This window comes from Gluconacetobacter tumulicola (genome assembly GCF_014174215.1).
Classification (GTDB): domain Bacteria; phylum Pseudomonadota; class Alphaproteobacteria; order Acetobacterales; family Acetobacteraceae; genus Gluconacetobacter; species Gluconacetobacter tumulicola.
Window position 1 is genome coordinate 195263 of the sequence record NZ_JABEQL010000004.1, and the last position, 16659, is coordinate 211921.

Here is a 16659-nt window from a genome sequence, read left to right on the forward strand (position 1 = left end):
GGACCAGCGAAGGACGATCCGTGGCGCAGCCAGATCAGGGAACAGATCAGGAGACAGGGGCGCGGCCGACGCCGACGATGATCCGCCTGTATGCGGCGGTCGCGGCGGCGCGCTTCCATGGTCTGTCGATGGATGTACGCGATTTCATCGCCGAACCCGGCGAGGTCACGCCCTCGCCGGCGTCGTTGGCGCGCTGGCTGAACGACCAAGGCGCGGTGGCGCGCGGCATGCGCCTGCGCTGGCGCGACCTGGTGCGGCTGCGCAGCGTGCCGCCCATGGTGCTGATGTTCCGTGACGGCTCGGCGGGGCTGATGGTGGCGGGCGACCCGGACCGGGGCGTCGTGTGGCTGCGCGACCCGCTGGGCGATGAAGGCACGCCCCCCGTGCCGCTGGACGAACTGCGCCTGGCGCAGGTCTGGACGGGCGACGTGCTGCTGGTCAAGCGTCGCCGCGACCAGAGCGAGGCCGATGCGCCGATCGACGCCGCGTGGCTGGGCCGCATGGTGCTGCGCGAGAAGCGGATGATGCGCGACATCCTGCTGGCCTCGATGGTGCTGAGCGTGCTGGCGATCTTCCCGCCGCTGATCGTCATGCAGGTGATCGACAAGGTGGTGAGCTATCATTCCTTCGCCACCCTGATCTCGGTTTCGGCGATCCTGGGCGTGATGAGCTTCTACGAGATCCTGCTGACCTATGCGCGGCGGGAACTGGCGCTGGTGGTGACGACGCGGCTGGATACCAGGATCTCGCTGCTGGTGTTCGACCGGCTGCTGTCCCTGCCGCTGGAATTCTTCGAGCGCGAGCAGGCCGGGCAGGTGATCGGCCGGGTATCCGCCATCTACAGGGTGCGCGATTTCATGACCGGCAAGCTGATGAACACGGTGCTGGACCTGTTCACGCTGGTCGTCGTGCTGCCGTTCCTGTTCTATTTCAGCCCGCCCATGGCCTGGATGACCATTTGCGCCGCCGGGATGATCGGCCTGGTGGTGTTCGGTTTCATGCGCCCGGTCGGGCAACTGGTCGGGCGCAAGATGGCCGCCGACATGGGGCGCGGCGCCGTATTGTATGAAACGGTGGCCGGAATCCGCACCGTCAAGACGCTGGCGCTGGAACAGACGCGGCGCCAGTTGTGGGACGAACGCTCGGCCGAGGCCGCCTTGTGGGGGCTGGCGGCGGGGCGCATGGGCAACATGGCCGCGACCGTGGCCCAGCCGTTCGAGCTTTTCATCAGTCGCGGCGTCCTGCTGGTGGGGGCGTGGCTGATCCTGACGCATCGCGGCGACATGGGCGCCGGGGCGCTGATGGCCTTCATGATGCTGGGCGGCCGCGTCGCGTCGCCGCTGGTGGGACTGGCGCGGCTGCTGGACGATTTCAGCGAGGTGCGCACCGCGCTGGCCGAGGCCGGCCATGTGCTGAACCAGCCGACCGAGCGCCAGGCCCTGACGACCGGCCTGCGCCCGGCCATCCGGGGCGCCCTGTCGTTCCAGGAGGTTTATTTCTCCTATCCCGGCGCCACCACGCGCGCCCTGTCGGGTGTCAGCTTCGAGATTCCGGCGGGCAGCACGCTGGGGCTGGTGGGGCGCAGCGGGTCGGGCAAATCCACCATCACCCGCCTGCTCCAGGGCGTCAGCCGGTCCTATACCGGCTATCTGCGGCTGGACGGGGTGGACCTGCGCGAGATCAACCTGATGCATCTTCGCCGCTCGCTCGGCGTGGTGCTGCAGGACAATTTCCTGTTCCGGGGCACCGTGCGCGACAACATCACCGCCGGGCGGCCGGGCCTGACGCTGGATGACGTGATCCGGGCCGCCCGGCTGGCGGGGGCCGAGGAATTCATCGAGCGCATGCCCGCCGGGTATGAAACCTGGATCGAGGAAGGATCGACCAACATCTCGGGCGGCCAGCGGCAGCGGCTGGCCATTGCCCGCGCGCTGATCTGCGACCCGAAACTGCTGATCCTGGACGAGGCGACCTCGGCCCTGGACCCGGAGAGCGAGGCCGTGGTCAACGCCAACCTGCAACGTATCGCGCGCGGGCGCACCATGGTCATCGTCTCGCACCGCCTGTCCTCGCTGGTCGATTGCGATCGGATCTGCGTCATGGACCGTGGGCAGGTGGTCGACATCGCCCCGCATGCGGTCCTGCTGGAACGCTGCGCGATCTATCGCGCGCTGTGGCTGCAACAGAACCGGCATGAATCGGGCGCGCACGCGCACGCCCATCCGGCGGCGATGCTGGCCGAGGGGGACGCGCCATGACCGCCACCCCCCTGGTGCCGCCCGATTCCGACGCGGTCGAAGCCTATGTTCTGCCCGAAACCACCGACCGCGACATGCCGCGCGCCCTGCTGGAATTCCATTCGCCCAGCCTGGCGCTGATCGACCTGCCGCCCACCGCTTCGGCGCTCTATCTGGTCTGGATCATCTCGGCGCTCGCGATCATGGGGGTGATCGTGATGTCGGTCTTCCCGCTCGACCAGGTGGTGACGGCACAGGGGCGGATGGTTTCCACCGAAGCGACGCTGGTGGTCCAGCCGCTGGAAACCGCGATCATCCGCACCATCGACGTGCATGAGGGCGATTTCGTCCACAAGGGCCAGATCCTGGCGCGGCTGGACCCGACCGTGACCGGCGCCGATGTCGAGGATATGGGCCAGCAGGCCGATGCCTACGCCGCCCAGGTCGCGCGCCTGACGGCCGAGGCCGACGGGCGGGAATATGCGCCCAACCCCGGCGACCCGGCCGCGATGCAGGAAGCTGCGGCCTTCGCGCGGCGGCGGGCCGAACTGACCGCCCGGATCGAGAATTACGACAAGCAGATCGCCGGCGCCCGCAGCGACATGCAGGGCAATCTGGCCGATGCGGCGATGTATGGCGCCCGTGCCCGCGTGGCGGCCGACGTGCTGGCCATGCGCCAGCGCCTGCAACGCGACCAGGTGGGCAGCCGCCTGTCCACCCTTTCGGCGCAGAACGACCTGATGGAAGTCGAGCGCGCCCAGATCGCCGCCCATCAGGCCGCCGACAGCGCCCGCGCCAAGCTGGAGGCCGTGACGGCCGAACGCGACGGTTTCGTCCAGAACTGGAAGGCCACGGTCTATGAGGATCTGGCCACCGCCCAGCACCATCTGGCCGATGCGCGCGACGAATCCCGCAAGGCCGGGCTGCGGCACAGCATGGTGGTGATGCGCGCCGACCGCGATGCCGTGGTGCTGGGCATCGCGGCCCTGTCCGTGGGGTCGGTGATGCAGTCGGGCACGCAGCTGATGACCCTGGTGCCGGTCGATAGCGGGCTGGAGGTCGAGGCGGCGATCCGGGGCTCCGATGTCGGCTTCATCCGGGCGGGGGACCACGTGCTGCTGAAATTCGCGACCTTCCCCTACACCCAATATGGCGGGGCCGAAGGCGTGGTGCGCGTCATCAGCGCGGATTCCTTCGCCCCCGGCGAGAGCGGGCGCGGCGCCCCGGGATCGCCGGCCCCGGCCCAGCCGGCCGATGCCGCCGGCGGGATGGACGCCTATTACCGTGCGCGGGTACGGGTCGATCGCTACACGCTGCATGGCGTGCCGCCCTTCTTCCACGCGCAGCCCGGCATGCCGGTCGAAGCCGATATCCATGTCGGCCGCCGTACCATCATGCAGTATCTGATGAATCATCTGGTGCCGGCCATGACCAATGGCATGCGCGAACCATAAAACCTGTCCTGCAAGCCATTCTGCCGGCGATCCGACGCGCATTTCCTGTGCTTCGGTGCTCACGGCCCATAAGGCCGCTCCGCTCCGATGCTCGGAAATACACGCCGGGCGTGCCGCTGCGCGGCACTCCCGCTCGGCACAACGGCTTGCAGAACGGGTTTTGCGTTTGGGCCCGCAAACGCGCGCTGGTGGCGATCCGACGCGCGTTTCCTGTGCTCCGGTGCTCACGGCCATCAAGGCCGCTCCGCTCCGGTGCTCGGAAACGCACGCCGGACGCTGCACTCCGTGCAGCTCTCGCTCACCAGCCCACGTTTGCGGACCCAAACTCCGCAGTCCAACCCGATCAGGGGCGCGTTTCGGGCGTCCGGTGCTCACGGCCATCAAGGCCGCTCCGCGCCGAAGCTCGGAAACGCACGCCGGGCGCTGCACTCTGTGCAGCTCTCGCTCACCAGCCCACGTTTGCGGACCCAAACTCCGTGGCCCAACCCGATCCGGGGCGCGCTTCGGGCGTCGGGTGTTCGTGGCGGATAAGGCTGCTCCGCTCGGATCTTCCGAAACACTTATTGTCTGTTCTGGCGATTGTCTGATCCGGGGGGGGGCGTGAGGCGGGTTCTTTCCGCGCTGGGGGCGCGGTTTTCTTCACGGGCGCGTCTGGCGCATGCCTTGCGGTTGATCGAGGACGGGGATGTGGTGGCCGGGGTGGCGCTGCTGGGCAGCGTGGCCGAGGCCGGCATGCCGGAGGCCCAGTTTCGGGTCGGGCGGGCCTATCTGGATGGCACCGGCGTGCCGCCCAGCCTGGTGGAGGGCGCGCGCTGGATGCGTCGCGCGGCCGAGGCCGGGTGGGTCGAAGCCCGCATGGTGCTGGGCACGCTCTATCTGTTCGGCCTGCCGCGCGAAAGCGCGGAGGGACAGGGCGTGCGCCTGGTGGCCGAAACGCCGGGCGACCGGGTGCCGGACCCGGTCGAGGCCGCCCGCTGGGCCCGTCTGGCGGCCGAGGCCGGATCGCCCGACGCGCAGGCGCTCTATGGCTATATCCTCGCCGACGGGCCGGCCGACATGCGCGATCCGGCGGCGGCGGAGGGCTGGTTCTCCCGCGCCGCCGCCGCCGGCTGTCCGCAGGGTCATCTCGGCCTCGGGCTGGTCTGGATGCGGGCGGCGACCGATGAGGCCGGGCATGCGCGGGCGGCGGCGTCCCTGCGCCTGGCGGCCGATGCCGGGTTGGGGTCGGCGCAGTTCCTGCTGGGGGCGCTGACCGAACAGGGGCGCGGCGTGGCGCGTGACAGCGCGGCGGCCACCGCGCTGTATGGGCGCGCGGCCGAGGCCGGGGTACGCGCCGCCCAGGCGCGGTTCGGTCTGGCCCTGCTGGAGGGGCGGGGTTGCGCGCGCGATGCGACGCGGGCGGAAAGTTGGCTGCGCCGTGCCGCCCTGGCCGGCGATCGCGAGGCGGCATCGCTGCTGGGCGATCTGTATGCCAGCGGCGGCGACCTGCCGCCGAACTATATCGAGGCCGCGCAATGGTATCGCCGGGCTGCTGCCGCCGGCCATGCGGCCTCATGGCGGGCGCTGGGGATGCTGGCCCTGACCGGGGCCGGCCAGCCCCGCGATGTGACCGAGGCCGTGCGCTGCTTCCGTCAGGCGGCGGCGCTGGGCGACGGGCGGGCGGGCGCCGATCTGGGCAACCTGCTGCTGGACCAGGATGTGTCGGAGGATGACCGGCGCGATCTTGGCCGATATTTCGCCCATGCGGCAGAGGCCGGGGACCCGGTCGCGGCCTTCAATTTCAGCATCTGCCTGTCGCAGGGGCTGGGGATGGCGCGGGACGAGCAGGCGGCGGCGGGCTGGATGCTGCGCGCCGCCGACGGGGTGGTGAATGCGCAATACTGGTACGGCCGCATGCTGCTGGATGGGCGCGGCTGCGCGCCCGACGCGGCGGCGGGCCGAAGCTGGATCGCACGGGCCGCCGAGGCCGGCATGGCCGATGCCCAGGTCGCACTGGCGCAATTGATGCTGACCGGGCGCGGCGGTCCGCGCGACCATGCGGCGGCGGCCGTGCTCTATCGGGCGGCGGCCGAACAGGGGCAGGTCGATGCCATGTTCTCGCTGGGCGCGCTGCTGGGCGGCGGCCACGACGTGCCGGTGGATCGGCCGCAGGCCCAGCACTGGTTCCGCATGGCGGCCGAGCGTGGCAACGCGCTGGGGCAGTTGATGCTGGGGCGCTATCTGCTGCGCGGACTGGCTGGCGTGACCGACCCGGCCGAGGCCCGGCAATGGCTGGAACGCGCCGCCGCGCAGGGCGTGCCGGACGCCGCGGCCGAACTGGCCCGGCTGGGGGCAGGGGCGGGCCCGGCCGCCGGCGCCGGGGCGGGCTGAGCGGTGGCAGGGCATAGGGTGCAGCCCGCGCGCGGCCGGGTCACGCCGCAGGACCGCGCGGCCTGGCAGGTCTGGGCCGACGCCCAGGCCCAGTCGGCCTTTCGCCGTGCGCGGGAGAGCGAGGATGCCGCCGACCATGGCAGCGCCTGGGCCTGGTACGAGCGCGCCCATCGTCTGGCACCGGACAGTGTCGTGGTCGCCTTTCCGCTGGCGATGGCGCGGCTGCGCGGCGGCGATGGTGCGGGCGCCGCGCAGCTTCTGCGCACGCTGACCGGGCGTTTCGATTTCCGCGAGGGCTGGGTCGCCCTGGCGGCCGCCCTGCTGATGGCGGGAGAGGACAGCGCCGCCATCGCCGCCGCGCAGCATGCCCTGTCCCATCATGCGCCGCCCGACGACATGCAGCCCCTGCTCGCGCGGCTGGCGGCGCGGGCCGGCCGGCCGGGCTGGTGCGGCCTGTCTGTGTCCGGGCGGCTGTGCCTGGGGGCAGGGGCGTCGGTGGTGACGGTCCTGATCGACGGCCGGCCTGTCCCCGGTGCGCAGGATGGGACCGTACTGCCCGCGCGGTGGCGCCGCGCGCGGCGGGTGGAGGTCCTGGCCGGCGGTGCGAATCTGCTGGGCAGCCCGCTGGACCCGGCGGCCCTGCAACGGACCGACGGGCTGGTCGAGGCCGGGCCCGATGGGCTGTCGGGCTGGGCCTGGCATCCGTCGGACCCGGATCAGGTACCGGTGCTGCACATCCGCGACGCGCGGGGGCGCATGATCCGGCGCGTCCTCGCCGCCGATCCTGCGCCGGGGGCGGAGAGCATGTTCCCGCTGGCCCGGCCCCGCCGCTTTGCCCTGGCAGCGGCCGACCTGCCGCCCGGCCCGCTGCATGTACTGGGGCCGGATGGCAGCGACCTGACGGGCAGCCCGCTGACGGTGCGCCCGGTTACGCCCTCCGACGTGGAACCGTCCACGCATCCGCCACCGTTGGAGCCGCCGGTCCGGTCCGGTCCGGCCATCGTCATCCCGGTGCATGGTGATGGCGCCGCCACCCTGGCGTGCCTGGATTCGGTGCGGACCAGCGTGGGGGACGCGGTGCCGGTGATCGTGGTCGATGATGCGACGCCGGACCCGGTTCTGGCCGCCGAACTGGACCGGCGGGCGCGAGAGGGGGCCATTCGCCTGATCCGTCACACACGCCGTCTGGGCTTTCCGCAATCGGCCAATGACGGCATGCGCGCGGCGGCGGGGCACGATGTGCTGCTGCTGAACAGCGATACGCTGGTGGCCGGCGGATGGCTGGAGGAACTGGCCGACATCGCCTATGGCGCGCCCGATATCGGCACCGTCACGCCGCTGTCCAACCGGGCCAGCCTCTTCTCATGGCCCGGCCCGGATGCGCTGCCGGGCGACGCGCCCGCGCTGACGCCCGATCTGGCGACGGTGCAGCGCCTGATGGCGGCGGCGCGGGCGGCCAATCGCGGGCAGGCGGTCGATGTCCCGACCGGGCATGGATTCTGCCTGTTCATCCGGCATGACTGCCTGGCCGCCACCGGCCCGTTCCGCGCCGACCTCTTCGCCCAGGGCTATGGCGAGGAGAATGAATTCTGCCGGCGCACTGCCGTGGCGGGCTGGCGGCATGTCGCCGCGCCCGGCGCGTTTGTCGGTCATGCGGGGTCCGCCTCCTTCGGCGCCGCCCGCCCGGCGCTGCTGCGGCGCAATCTGGCGATCATGGATCGGCTGTATCCCGATTACGGTGCGCTGGTGGCGGCCCATGCCGTCGTCGATCCGCTGTTCGCGGCCCGCAGGCGGCTGGATCTGGTGTGCTGGCGAAGGGGCGGGGCCGGCTGGCGCCACGCGGTGCTGCTGGTCACGCACGATCAGGGCGGCGGGGTGGAGCGGGTGGTGCGGGACCGGGCCCGGATGTGGCGCGCGCGGGGCGCGCGGCCGGTGGTGCTGCGCCCCGCGCCGGATGGCTGCCGGCTGGAAGATGCGGCAGGGGGCGCCTGGTCCGCCACCCCGCGCTTCCACCTGCCGGCGGAACTGGATCTGCTGCTGGCGGTGTTGAGGGCATCGGGGGTGGACAGGCTGGAATGGCATCACGGGCTGGGGCTCGGGATCGACGCGCCGACGCTGGCTGCCGGGCTGGGTGTGCCGTACAGCGTGCATATCCATGATTATGTCTGGTTCTGTCCCCGCGTCGCGCTTGTGGACCCGTCCGGCCGGTATTGCGGCGCGCCCGGGCCGGCGGGATGCGCCGCCTGCCTGCAGGCGGGCGACAGCCTGCTGAAGGGCGCCGGCCCGGTGCCCGGGCGCCTGTCGGCCTATCGTGCGCGGTCCAATGCCGTGCTGCGCGGAGCGGGCGCGGTGATGACCCCCTCCGCCGATACCGCTCGCCGCATGGAACGGGCCTTTCCCGGCCTTGCGGTCGGCGTGGCCGCGCTGGCGGACGATCCGGCGGATGCGCCGCCGGCGGTGGCGGCCCGTGGTCCGGCAGCGCGGATACGGGTGGCGGTGCCTGGCGCGATCGGGGTCGAGAAAGGGTACCGCGTGCTGCTAGAAGCGGCGCAGGATGCCGCCGCCCGGGCGTTGGATCTGGAATTCATCGTGGTGGGGCATACGCCGGACGATGACGCGCTGATGGCCACCGGCCGGGTGTTCGTCACGGGTCCGTACGCGGAAGGCGACGGCGCCGCGCTGCTGGCGGCGCAGCGGGCGGACCTGGCCTTCCTGCCCTCGATCTGGCCCGAGACCTGGTGTTTCGCCCTGGGGCTGGCGTGGCAGGCGGGGCTGGATGCGGTGGTGTTCGATCTGGGTGCGATGGCGGAGCGCGTGCGCCGGACCGGTCGCGGGGCCGTGCTGTCGCCCGGCCTGCCGATTCACGAATTGAATACGTTTTTGCTGTCTTATGGGCGGATCGGGGCGGCCAGCACGTGTCGCCGGGAGAAAAGGGAGATCCCGACCTTGCATCCAGTCGACTGCCTGCCGGCGCAGGACACTGCCTCTTGTTCCTCCACCCCACGACGGAAAGCCCGCTGATGCCGGACAGCATGACGACCGACAATCCGGGCCGGCTCATGGACCTGAAGGTCTCCGGCCGCCTGATGACGCTGGAGCCGGGATTGTACTGCATCTTCCATGCCGCCGGGGGCGAGATGCCTGCTGGGGGGGCGGGCGAGGACCTGCCTGGCGTGCGCATCTCGCGCGCTCCGGGGCCGGGCGGCGTTGGGGTCGGGATCGCGACCTTCGATGAAGATGGCTGGCTTGGGGCGGCACGCAATGCCGCACTGGTCCGTGTGCCGGGGGCGGCCGGGCAGATCCTGATCACCATCTATCAGGACCCGGCCCAGATGGCCGAGACGCCGCGCCTTCAGGTGGTGCGTCTGGCCGATGCGCCGGCCGCCGGCCCGGCGCCCGCCATGGCGTCGCCCCGGCCGGCCCCCGGTGCCGCGCCGCCCTTTCCGCTCTCGCCCACATCCGCGGAGCGGCCGACAGGGGATCGCCCGGCCGGGCAACCCACCACCGGCGAGCTGACGGCCCACATCCAGCGTCGCGGCGATGTGGCGACCGCGATGGCCGAGTGGATGGGCACGCCCGGCAGCCGGAACTGGATCGAGGGCTTCGCCATCGCGCCTGCCCGGCTGATCACGGCCGAGGAGATCGAATATCAGGCGGTGCTGGGGCGCGGCTGGCTGTCGCCCTGGGCCTCGGGGGGGCAGTTCTGCGGCAGTCGCGGCATGGCGCTGCCGATCCTGGGCCTGCGCGTCCGGCTCAAGCCGCAGGCCGCCGGCCGGTATCGGTGCCGCGTCTGGGCCAGCTTTACCGATGACAGCCGGGTGGGGCCGGTGACGGATGGCGGGGTGGCGGAGGCCGAAAGCGCGGCCCCGCTGGAGGCCTTCCGTATCGAGATCGTGCCGGTGGCGGAATCGGAGGTCCCCGACGAGGGGGAAAAGGCGCTGCTGGCCAGCACCATGGCGGCGGAGAAAAACACCCGCCGTCCCCCGAAATCCGTGACGGCTCCCCCGCCGATGGCGGAGGCGCCCGCCGGGACGGTCCGGAAACGCCGGGCCGGAACCGCCGATCCGGTCAAGGACGCGCCAGCCAAAATCGAGCGGAAGCGTCGGAGCAAGGGTGCCGAGCCGGCCGAAGACATTGTGTCCATCGATGCCCTCCGGCCGGGCCGGGGGCGCAAGGCGCAGGGGTCGCGCGTGGGCCTGCTGAAGGCGCGCCGGCAGATGGCGTCGCGCCGCCGGCCCCGACAGGAGCCGTGACCGGCGGCCGGCGTGCGTCCGCCCCGTTTCCGTCCCACAGGGCTGCCGGGATGATGTCTTGAGATACCTGTTCGTTCACCAGAATTTTCCCGGCCAGTTTTTGCACCTGCTGCGGCATCTGGGCCAGGACCCCGGGAACGAGATCGTCTTCATCAGCGAGCCGAACGACAATCAGGTCCCCGGGGTGCGCCGCGTGGCCTACCGCCTGCCGCGCGGCGGGCTGGACGGCGTGCATCCGGGGGCGCGGGAGTTCGACCTGGCACTGCTGCGGGCCGAATGCGTGGCGCGTGCGGCCGCCAGCCTGCGCGATCTGGGCTATCGCCCGGATATCGTGATCGGCCATCACGGCTGGGGGGAATTGCTGAACCTGGGCGATGTGTTTCCCGGCGTGCCGCTGCTGGGCTATTTCGAATTCTTCTACCATGCCGACGCGCTGGATGTAGGGTTCGACCCGGAATTTCCTTCGCCCGAGAGTATCCGGCCGACCATCCGCGCCAAGAATGCGGTCAATCTCCAGGCACTGGCGCTGGGCGCACACGGCCATACCCCGACCCGCTTCCAGTGGATGACCTATCCCGACTGGGCGCGGGAGCGGATCGCCCTGCTGCCCGAAGGGGTGGATCTGGACGCCTGCTCCCCCGATCCCTCGGCCTTCCAACGGCCACTGCATGTCGCGGGCACGGTGATCGCGCCGCAGGAGCGGCTGGTGACCTATGTGGCGCGTGACCTGGAGCCCTATCGCGGCTTTCATGTCTTCATGCGCGCGCTGCCGCGCATTCTGGCGGCGCGACCGGATGTGCGGGTGGTGCTGGTGGGCGGCGATGGCGTCAGCTACGGCGCCAAGCAGCCGCATGGTGCCTGGCGGGCGCGGATGATGGCGGAACTGGCGGGAAAGATCGATCCGGACCGGGTCCATTTCGCGGGAAGGGTCGATTACGAGACGTTCCGCGCGCTGCTGCGCCGGTCCGACGCGCATGTCTACCTGACCTACCCGTTCGTGGCGTCCTGGTCATTGCGTGAGGCGATGGCGATGGGGTGCGCGATCGTGGGCAGCGACACCATGCCGGTGCGCGAATTTCTGTCTGACGGGCGCACCGGCCGGCTGGTGCCGTTCCTGGACCCCAACGGCATCGCCGAGGGCGTGCTGGAGGTGCTGGAGGATGTCCGCCTGTCCGCCCGGCTGCGCCGCGCGGTGCGCCGGCAGGCCGAACGCACGCTCGACATGGCGGAGTATATGGCGCGCTATCGCGACCTGATCGACCGGGTGGCCGGCCGAGGCGCCTGAAGGTCCCTCCTGCCGCCCCGGAGCGGCAGGAGGGAAGAGAATCAGGCTTTCTGGGCGGCGGCCAGCGACGCGGTGATGATCTCGCCCGCTTCCTCGCGGCCGGCCCAGCCGGTCACCTTCACCCACTTGCCCTTCTCCAGGTCCTTGTAGCGGGTGAAGAAATGCTCGATCGCCTGCAGGGTGATCTCGGGCAGGTCTTCCAGCTTCTCGACCTTGGAATAGTGCGGATGCACCTTGTCGTGCGGCACGCAGATGATCTTCTCGTCCTGGCCGCTTTCGTCTTCCATGCGCAGCATGCCGATCGGGCGTGCGCGGATCACGGCGCCGGGCACGACCGGGGCGGGGATCAGCACCAGCGCGTCGGCCGGGTCGCCATCGTCGGCCAGCGTGCCGGGAATGAAGCCGTAGGCGGCCGGATAGGCCATCGGCGTGAACAGGATGCGGTCGACGACGACGGCGCCGCTGTCCTTGTCGATTTCATATTTCACCGACGACCCCTGCGGGATCTCGATGACGACGTTGATATCGAACGGCACGTTCTGACCGGGCGAGATTTTCGACACATCCATGGCGGTGCTCCATAACTCTTGGAAACAGGAACAGAATAAGGCCGAACCTATCGACGCCGCCGGTGGTTGCCAAGCGTCGTTTCGATGGCGGGAATCGCCGGTACGGGCCAATGTGCATCTTGCCAAAAGCCCGCACATGCGCGAAGTGAGGACCGGCCTGCGCGCCCGTAGCTCAATTGGTTAGAGCGGGCCGCTCATAACGGCTTGGTTGCGGGTTCAAGTCCTGCCGGGCGCAGGCCGCAGCCCGCGTCGCGCGTCCCACCGGGGAACGCCGGCCGTTCGCTTTCTTTTTACTCTGGATCATCGGGAGCCTTCGTCATGGCCGCCACGCAATATGTCTATGTGATGAAGGACCTGACCAAGGCGTATCCGGGTGGGCGCGAGGTCTTCAAGGGCATCACCCTGTCCTTCCTGCCCGGGGTGAAGATCGGCGTGCTGGGTGTGAACGGTGCCGGTAAATCGACCCTGCTGAAGATCATGGCCGGGATCGAGAAGGAATATGGCGGCGAGGCCTGGGCCGCCGAAGGCACCCGGATCGGCTATCTGGAGCAGGAGCCCAAGCTGGACGAGTCCCTGACCGTCGGCGAGAACGTGGCGCTGGGCTTCGGCGACCTGAAGGTGGCGGTCGACCGCTTCAACGAGATCTCGATGAAGTTCGCTGAGCCGATGTCCGACGACGAGATGACGGCGCTGCTGGCCGAGCAGGCCGAATTGCAGGAAAAGATCGACGCCGGCGACGGCTGGGAGCTGGACCGCAAGATCGACATCGCGCTCGACGCCCTGCGCTGCCCGCCGGCAGACAGCCCGGTGACCAAGCTGTCGGGTGGTGAGCGCCGCCGCGTGGCCCTGTGCCGCCTGCTGCTGGAAAAGCCCGACCTGCTGCTGCTGGACGAACCGACCAACCATCTGGACGCCGAGAGCGTGGCGTGGCTGGAGCGGACCCTGCGCGACTATGAAGGCACGGTCATGATCATCACCCATGACCGCTACTTCCTGGACAACGTCACCAACTGGATCCTGGAACTGGAGCGTGGCCGGGGCTATCCGTTCCAGGGCAATTATTCCTCGTGGCTGGAACAGAAGCGCAAGCGCCTGGCCCAGGAGGAAAAGGAAGAGAGCGCCCGCCAGCGCGCCCTGGCCGCCGAGCAGGAATGGATCGGCTCCAGCCCCAAGGCGCGCCAGGCCAAGAGCAAGTCGCGTATCGCCCGCTACGAGGAAATGCTGGCCCAGAACGCCGAGCGTGCGGGCGGTACCGCCGATATCGTCATTCCGCCGGGCCCCCGCCTGGGCGGCACGGTGATCGAGGCCGAGGATCTGCGCAAGGCGTTCGGCAACCGTCTGCTGATCGACGATCTCAGCTTCAAGCTGCCGCCCGGCGGCATCGTCGGCGTCATCGGGCCGAACGGCGCGGGCAAATCGACCCTGTTCCGTATGATCGTGGGCCAGGAGCAGCCGGATTCCGGTACGCTGAAGGTCGGCGACACCGTCAAGCTGGGCTATGTGGACCAGTCGCGCGACAGCCTGGATGACAACAAGACGGTCTGGGAGGAAATCTCCGGCGGCACCGACGTCATCTATCTGGGCAAGCGGGCCGTGCCGTCGCGCGCCTATGTCGGCGCCTTCAACTTCAAGGGCGCGGACCAGCAGAAGAAGGTCGGCATCCTCTCGGGCGGCGAGCGCAACCGCGTGCATCTGGCCAAGATGCTGCGGCAGGAAAGCAACGTCATCCTGCTCGACGAACCGACCAACGACCTGGACGTCGATACGCTGCGCGCGCTGGAAGACGCGCTGGCCGAATTCGCCGGCTGCGCCGTGATCATCAGCCATGATCGCTGGTTCCTGGACCGTCTGGCCACGCATATCCTGGCCTTCGAGGGCGACAGCCACGTCGAATGGTTCGAGGGCAATTTCCAGGCCTATGAAGAGGACAAACGACGTCGACTCGGTCCGGATGCGACCGAGCCGGGACGGATCAAGTACCGCCCCCTGGCGCGCTGAACCGCCGGGGCGGCCATGCACGTCCCGATCGTCCTGCCGGGCCCCCGTGACGCGTCCGCCGCGCGGGATTGACGGGCCGGACCCCGCCGGGGCGCGGCATTTGCGCCGTGGCCCGTGGGGGCAGCCCGCTGACCGCACCGAATTGGCGCCCTATCCCCGGATCACGGGCGGGTCGATCCGCACGCCGCGCCTGGTGCTGGAACCGGTCTCGTGGCGGGACATGGACGATATGGCCCGGCTGAAGGCCGATGCCGGGGCGTTCGGCATGATGCTGGGCGGCGTGCGCAGCCGCCAGCAGGCCGAGGCCGACATGGCCGACGACATGGCCTGCTGGGCACGGCGCGGGGTCGGAATCTTCATCATTCGCGAGGATGGCCGCTTCATCGGCATGACCGGCCTGCACGAACGCCCGGACGGGCGCGGGCTCGGCCTGCGCTTCGCGCTCTGGCCGTGGGCGGCCGGGCGCGGCCTGGCGCGCGAGGCCGCCTCGGCGGCGCTGAGCTTCGCCCATGATGCAGGGATTCGCCGCGTGATGGCGGTGACGCGCGACACCAACATCGCCTCGCGCACCATCCTGGGCGGGATCGGCATGACCCAGTGCGACAGTTTCGAACGCGATGGCCACCAGATGCTGGTCTATGAAAGCATCCGCGACGTCGCGCCCGAGCCGCTGCTCCCCCTGCCGCCGCGCCGCCCGGTCAGATTGCCGGAATAGTGGGGACGAAGCGCATTTCCAATCAGCGTGAGAGAGGCGGATTGGAAACGCGCGCCGGATCGCCACCAGCGCATTTACAACCGCCTCTAGGGGGCGGCGTGCGCCTGTACCTGATGGTCCAGCGCATGCAGCAGGGCGTCGATGCTGCCATTATGCCGACCGAGAAAGGACGCATAATCCTGCCGCGTGGTCAGGCGCAGGCTGGGGCCTTCGGCCATCACGTCCACCACCATGGGCTTGCCGCTGCTGAAGCTGACGATCCACTGCGCGTTGAAGGCCGGCTGTTCGGGGCGGCTGATCACCGTATCCACCGCCTGATCGGGGCCGGAGGAGGCGACATTGCCGATCGTGAAGGTCACGCCCCGATAATCGCCGATCTTGTCGGTGATGGAATTGACCAGGATCTGGTGGAACAGCGCCAGGAAGCGCGTCTGCTGTTCCGGCGTGGCGACCCGCCAGTAGCGGCCCATGGCGTCCATGTCGACATGCTCCTGCAGCAGCGGCAGGATCGCGACCTTCTTGTCGGCCAGCGAGTGGTCGGAATTGACGATTGCGATCAGATGCTGGCCGAAACTGCTGACGAATGCGCGGGCATCGCCGGCGGAAGCGGCGCGGGCTGGTGCCGCAACCCGCAGGGTGGCGGCCGCGGCGACAAGACCCAGCGCATGACGACGGGAGAGGGCTGTCTTCATCTCTGTGTCCCTGTTCAGTTGTACCAGTCGGGTACGGTGGCGCGGTGGTCGTTGCGGATGGCTTCGGCCTGGGCCTTGCGCTGCTGCTGGTAGGCGCTGCGGATGGTGGCGTAGGGGTCCAGCGCGTCTTTCTGCAACTGGTCCAGCGCGTCCAGATGGTCGGCCCGCCCGTTGATCATGCCCATGATGTTGTAGGCCCAGTTGAATGTCAGCAGCCCGTAGCCCCTGGGAACGTAGTTGAAGGGTTGCAGGCCGGTATCGATGCCGTAGCCGATCCCGTCGCGGATCGACGACGGACCCAGCATCGGCATGAACAGATAGGGGCCGGACGGCACGCCCCATGTCGCCAGCGTCAGGCCCGCATCATTGTCGTGGTGCGGATAGCCCGCATATTTCGCGACATCGACCAGCCCGCCGACGCCGGCCACCATGTTGATGCACCAGCGCACGAAGGCATCGCCCGCCCGGCGGGGCCTGCCGGCGCCGACATCGTTGAAGAACACCACCGGCTCGTTCATCGTCTGGACCATGTTGCCCAGCGACTGCCGCACGCGATAGGGCACGGCCCAGACATAGGCCTTGGCCACCGGACGCATGGAATATTTGTCCAGCGTCATGCTGACGTCGTACATCTTGCGGTTGAGGGATTCGTACGGATCGTTGGCCTCGCGATATTCGGCCAGCGCGTCCGGGTCCTTGGGGGGCGGGGCCGCGCAGCCGGCCAGTGCGGCCAGCCCCAGTCCGGCGAAGAGGCGGGTGATCCGGCGCGGGCGGCGGGCGGGAGTACATGACCGGGATGGCTGTAAGTTCGATCCTGTCACTGCACGCATGCTCGTTCCCGTTTCCCTGGTCTGCCGTTCCCGAACGCCACTAATGCGCGGGAAGCCAATGGATGTCGCGGGCGTCGACGCGTGTCCGCGAACCCTCTCTCTAGCATGGGACGCGGCGTGTGCAATCGTCGCCGTTGACCGACCGGTCATGCGCCTGGGGAGCGGGCGTGGGGACGGCAGGGGTTTTCAGGCCACCTGCGGCATGTCAGGCCTGTTCCTTCACCGGAACGGTCCGGTTCGTCATCGCGCGGAACAG

General features: G+C 69.8%; 11 protein-coding genes and 1 tRNA gene. 9 read left to right on the forward strand and 3 right to left on the reverse strand.

Features of this window, described 5'->3' with window-relative positions; translation table 11 throughout:
- The first annotated feature begins 77 nt into the window (after positions 1-77).
- From HLH29_RS04685 to HLH29_RS04710, 6 genes are all read left to right on the forward strand, one after another.
- Positions 78-2258, forward strand: coding sequence for a peptidase domain-containing ABC transporter (locus tag HLH29_RS04685; protein WP_182964889.1), 2181 nt, complete (start codon positions 78-80; stop codon positions 2256-2258).
- Positions 2255-3691 carry an HlyD family type I secretion periplasmic adaptor subunit gene (locus HLH29_RS04690; RefSeq protein WP_182964843.1) on the forward strand — a complete coding sequence of 479 codons (1437 nt, stop codon included), beginning with the start codon at positions 2255-2257 and terminating at the stop codon, positions 3689-3691. The genes HLH29_RS04685 and HLH29_RS04690 overlap by 4 nt, the downstream gene beginning before the upstream one ends.
- Positions 3692-4291: 600 nt before the next feature.
- On the forward strand, positions 4292-6061 hold the full coding sequence (locus HLH29_RS04695; protein ID WP_182964844.1) for an SEL1-like repeat protein: 1770 nt from the start codon (positions 4292-4294) through the stop codon (positions 6059-6061).
- Between the two features lie 3 nt (positions 6062-6064).
- Positions 6065-9082 carry a glycosyltransferase gene (locus tag HLH29_RS04700; RefSeq protein WP_338030176.1) on the forward strand — a complete coding sequence of 1006 codons (3018 nt, stop codon included), beginning with the start codon at positions 6065-6067 and terminating at the stop codon, positions 9080-9082.
- Positions 9082-10314 (forward strand): hypothetical protein, encoded by a 1233-nt coding sequence (locus HLH29_RS04705; RefSeq protein ID WP_182964845.1) that lies wholly within the window; start codon positions 9082-9084, stop codon positions 10312-10314. Before HLH29_RS04700 ends, HLH29_RS04705 begins: the two co-directional genes overlap by 1 nt.
- A 58-nt stretch (positions 10315-10372) precedes the next feature.
- Entirely contained in the window at positions 10373-11599 is a 1227-nt protein-coding gene (locus HLH29_RS04710; protein ID WP_182964846.1) for a glycosyltransferase family 4 protein, read from the forward strand.
- A gap of 41 nt (positions 11600-11640) precedes the next feature.
- On the opposite strand, the gene ppa is transcribed toward HLH29_RS04710, so the two are convergent.
- Positions 11641-12168 (reverse strand): inorganic diphosphatase, encoded by a 528-nt coding sequence (ppa, locus tag HLH29_RS04715; protein ID WP_182964847.1) that lies wholly within the window; start codon positions 12166-12168, stop codon positions 11641-11643.
- A 161-nt stretch (positions 12169-12329) separates the two neighbouring features.
- Between ppa and HLH29_RS04720 the strand changes: the two genes are divergently transcribed.
- The 3 genes from HLH29_RS04720 (at position 12330) to HLH29_RS04730 (ending at position 14881) form a co-directional block, all read left to right on the forward strand.
- Positions 12330-12403, forward strand: a tRNA-Ile gene (locus HLH29_RS04720).
- Positions 12404-12486: 83 nt separating this feature from the next.
- A complete protein-coding gene (gene ettA, locus HLH29_RS04725; protein ID WP_182964848.1) occupies positions 12487-14166 on the forward strand; it encodes an energy-dependent translational throttle protein EttA in 1680 nt (559 codons plus the stop codon).
- 160 nt (positions 14167-14326) lie between these two features.
- The gene (locus tag HLH29_RS04730) at positions 14327-14881 is read left to right on the forward strand and encodes a GNAT family N-acetyltransferase (RefSeq protein WP_182964891.1); all 555 of its coding nucleotides are present in this window, start codon (positions 14327-14329) and stop codon (positions 14879-14881) included.
- An 86-nt stretch (positions 14882-14967) separates the two neighbouring features.
- Here HLH29_RS04730 and HLH29_RS04735 read toward each other — a convergent pair whose 3' ends face one another.
- Both HLH29_RS04735 and HLH29_RS04740 read right to left on the reverse strand, forming a co-directional pair.
- Entirely contained in the window at positions 14968-15573 is a 606-nt protein-coding gene (locus HLH29_RS04735) for an MlaC/ttg2D family ABC transporter substrate-binding protein (protein ID WP_182964849.1), read from the reverse strand.
- A gap of 14 nt (positions 15574-15587) precedes the next feature.
- Positions 15588-16403, reverse strand: a complete 816-nt coding sequence (locus HLH29_RS04740) for an MlaA family lipoprotein (protein ID WP_182964850.1) — start codon at positions 16401-16403, stop codon at positions 15588-15590.
- Positions 16404-16659: the final 256 nt, after the last annotated feature.

Coding starts and splice junctions, on each gene's coding strand:
- ettA (WP_182964848.1), top strand. CDS start 12,487: ATGGCCGCCACGCAATATGTCTATGTGATGAAGGACCTGACCAAGGCG.
- HLH29_RS04735 (WP_182964849.1), bottom strand. CDS start 15,573: ATGAAGACAGCCCTCTCCCGTCGTCATGCGCTGGGTCTTGTCGCCGCG.
- HLH29_RS04705 (WP_182964845.1), top strand. CDS start 9,082: ATGCCGGACAGCATGACGACCGACAATCCGGGCCGGCTCATGGACCTG.
- HLH29_RS04685 (WP_182964889.1), top strand. CDS start 78: ATGATCCGCCTGTATGCGGCGGTCGCGGCGGCGCGCTTCCATGGTCTG.
- ppa (WP_182964847.1), bottom strand. CDS start 12,168: ATGGATGTGTCGAAAATCTCGCCCGGTCAGAACGTGCCGTTCGATATC.
- HLH29_RS04690 (WP_182964843.1), top strand. CDS start 2,255: ATGACCGCCACCCCCCTGGTGCCGCCCGATTCCGACGCGGTCGAAGCC.
- HLH29_RS04740 (WP_182964850.1), bottom strand. CDS start 16,403: ATGCGTGCAGTGACAGGATCGAACTTACAGCCATCCCGGTCATGTACT.